The 3049-nt window shown below is 70.0% G+C and carries 3 protein-coding genes; all 3 read left to right on the forward strand.

All coding sequences use genetic code 11. The annotated features are described in order from the left end of the window. On the forward strand, positions 1–431 hold a 431-nt coding region (locus E1264_RS41670; RefSeq protein WP_207936954.1), incomplete at its 5' end, for an alpha-glucosidase C-terminal domain-containing protein. 2 nt (positions 432–433) lie between these two features. Continuing rightward, entirely contained in the window at positions 434–1861 is a 1428-nt protein-coding gene (locus E1264_RS41675) for a phosphotransferase (RefSeq protein WP_132182955.1), read from the forward strand. Between the two features lie 240 nt (positions 1862–2101). After that, positions 2102–2932 (forward strand): C40 family peptidase, encoded by an 831-nt coding sequence (locus E1264_RS41680; RefSeq protein WP_207936962.1) that lies wholly within the window; start codon positions 2102–2104, stop codon positions 2930–2932. The last annotated feature ends 117 nt before the right edge of the window (positions 2933–3049 follow it).

Here is a 3049-nt window from a genome sequence, read left to right on the forward strand (position 1 = left end):
ACGGCTACCAAGCCGTCAACGTCGAAGCCCAAGCCAACAACCCCGGCTCCCTGCTCCACTGGACCCGCAAAATGATCGAAATCCGCCAACGCCACCCCGTCTTCGGCGTCGGCGCCTACGTCGAACTGTCCGCATCCAACCCCTCCGTCCTCGCCTTCACCCGCGAGATCACCGAGGCCGAGAGCCCGTGGGGCGAGATGGACACCGTGCTGTGCGTCAGCAACCTGTCCCGCTTTCCGCAGCCCGTCGAACTCGACCTGCGCCGGTTCGAGGGCTACTCCCCCGTCGAATGCCTGGGCGGCGTCCAATTCCCCGCCATCGGCGAACTCCCTTACCTGATGACGCTTCCGGGGCACGGCTTCTTCTGGTTCCAGTTGAACCCGCCTGACGACGACACGGAACCGTCCCCCCGCGCGGAAAGGACGACCTGACGGTGCTGCCGCCCCATCCGGCCCTCACACGGGCCCTCGCGGAATGGCTTCCCCTGCAGCGATGGTTCGGCGGCAAGGACGGCCCCATCGACGACCTGTCCATCGGCACCGCCACCGAACTCCGCACCGGCGACCCCGCCCTGCACCACCTCATCCTCGACGTGCACCAGAACGGCGCCGTCGACCATTACCAGCTGCTTCTCGGCGTCCGAAACGACCTGCCCGACCGGCTCAGGCACGTGGAGATAGGGGCGTCCACCCAAAGCACCCGAAAGGTGCACCTGTACGACGCCGCCCACGACCCCGACCTCACCCGCACGCTGCTGGACGAGCTCGCCGCCGACGCGTCCATAGGCCCGCTCCGGTTCCGCCACGCCGACGGCGCCCGCATCCGGACGGACCTGACGAGCCTGCCCATCACCGCCGAGCAGAGCAACACCTCGCTGCTGTTCGGCGACGCCTACATCTGCAAGCTCTTCCGCCGCCTGTCCCCCGGCGTCAATCCGGACCTGGAGGTCAACCTCGCACTGACCCAGGGCGGCTGCGCGCACGTCCCGGCCGTCCTCGGCTGGCTGGAGCTGGAACCAGGGCCGGGCAAGGAGCCGGTCACCCTCGGCCTCCTCTCCGACTACCTGCACACGGGCGCGGACGGCTGGAGCCTCGCGATCGCGAGCGTCCGGGACTGGTTCGCGCACACCCCGCCCCAGCGCGACACCGGCTGGGAGGGCGAGTGGGCCGAGCTGGACGCGAGCGCCGCCGGAGGCGACTTCGCGGCCGAGGCGGAGCGGCTCGGCGCGGCGACCGCCGAGGTGCACCGGGCGCTCGCGGACGCGTTCGGCGTGACGATGCTGCCCGCCGGCGAGGTCCGCGCGATGGCCGCCCGCATGAACGCCGAACTGACCGGGACGTGCCGCGCCGTCCCCCGCCTGGCGCCGCACGCCAAGTCGCTCACCGGGGCGTTCCTCGACCTCGCGGCGCAGGCGGAGCCGCTGCCGGTCCAGCGGGTCCACGGCGACTACCACCTCGGCCAGGTCCTGCGCACCGAGAGCGGCTGGACGCTGCTCGACTTCGAGGGCGAGCCGGCCCGGACGCAGCACGAACGGCGCGCGCTCGCGCATCCGCTCCGGGACGTCGCCGGAATGCTGCGCTCGTTCGAGTACGCGGCCCGTTTCCTCATCGCCAAGCCCGGGACCATTCCCCCCGAGCCCGGCGGCCGGCTGGAGACGCGGGCGCACGCGTGGGCGGCGCGGAACAGGGCCGCGTTCTGCCGCGGCTACGCGGCGGCGGGCGGCCCCGATCCGGCGGCGCATTCGGTGCTCATCCGGGCCTTCGAATTCGAGAAGGCGGTGTACGAGGTGCGGTACGAGGCGCGGAACCGCCCGGCCTGGCTGCCCGTCCCGCTGAAATCGCTCGCCCATCTGACCGCATGATCAAAGACACCAAAGGCCGCCGCTAATTCCGGTTCATGATCATGTAAAATCGGCGCGCTCGGAAAATTCCGGCGCGATCAACGGGTACCCGAACTCTCGGCAGGGAGATCACCTGTCCCCGGCGAAAAGCCGGACGAGGGAACGGAGAGGACCCGAATGTCCACCGCTGGACACGCACACGGAAACGGAACAGCCGTCGGCCGAATGGGCCGTGCCCGGGCGGGCGTCCGAAAACAGAGAATGCTCCGGACGGCCGTCACCGTATCGGTCACCGGGCTCGCGCTGGCGGTCCCGACGGGCTCGCAGGCGCTGGCCGCGCTCAATCCCGCGGTGCTGAAGAGCCTGCATCTCGACTCGGCCACGCTGAAGAAGGTCCAGGCGTACGACCGGTACCGGACGCGCGAGGCGTCGCAGCGCGAGGGCGCGAGCAAGGCCCTGGCGTTCGCGCGCAAGCAGATCGGCAAGCCGTACCGGTGGGGCGCGGAAGGCCCGGGCGGCTACGACTGCTCCGGCCTCGCGATGGCGGCGTGGCGGAAGGCCGGCGTCAAGCTCCCGCGCGTCACCCACGCGCAGTACCGGCAGGTGAAGCGGAAGGTGGCGCTGAAGGGCCTCAAGCCCGGGGACCTGGTCTTCTTCCGCAACCGCAACCATGTCGGGCTCTACGTCGGGAAGGGCCGCTACCTGCACGCCCCGTACACCGGCGCGAGGGTGAGGATCGACAAGCTCGACGCGCGCCGGAAGAGGCAGTTCGCGGGCGCGGTACGTCCGGGCGCTCCCGCCTACAAGGAGTGGTCGCCGTCGGTGAAGGAGCTCGTCGAGAAGATCGACCGGATGGGCTCCGACGAACGCGTCGCCAATAAGCCGCCAGATAAGCAGCGGACCCCCCACATTCCGCCACCATCCGACACATTGCCCAAATCGCCCACCACGCTCCCCGACCACTCCCCGCCGACAGAGAGCAAGCCAGAACCCCGTCCGAGATACAAGGCAAAACCCGATAACTCAGACGCGTGGGAGCAATACGTAGGCCCGCTGGAGGAACTCACCGCGCCAGGCCACGAACCCTACTGACCACCCGCCGCCACCACCGCCATGGACGTCCCACACGCCCATGGCGGTGGCTCGTTGTTCGCCCCCGCGAGGTCGCGTCGCCGCGGGTACGGGCTTGACACCGTTGCTACATGATCT

Origin of the sequence: Actinomadura sp. KC216 (assembly GCF_004348535.1) — a bacterium.
Taxonomy (GTDB): domain Bacteria; phylum Actinomycetota; class Actinomycetes; order Streptosporangiales; family Streptosporangiaceae; genus Spirillospora.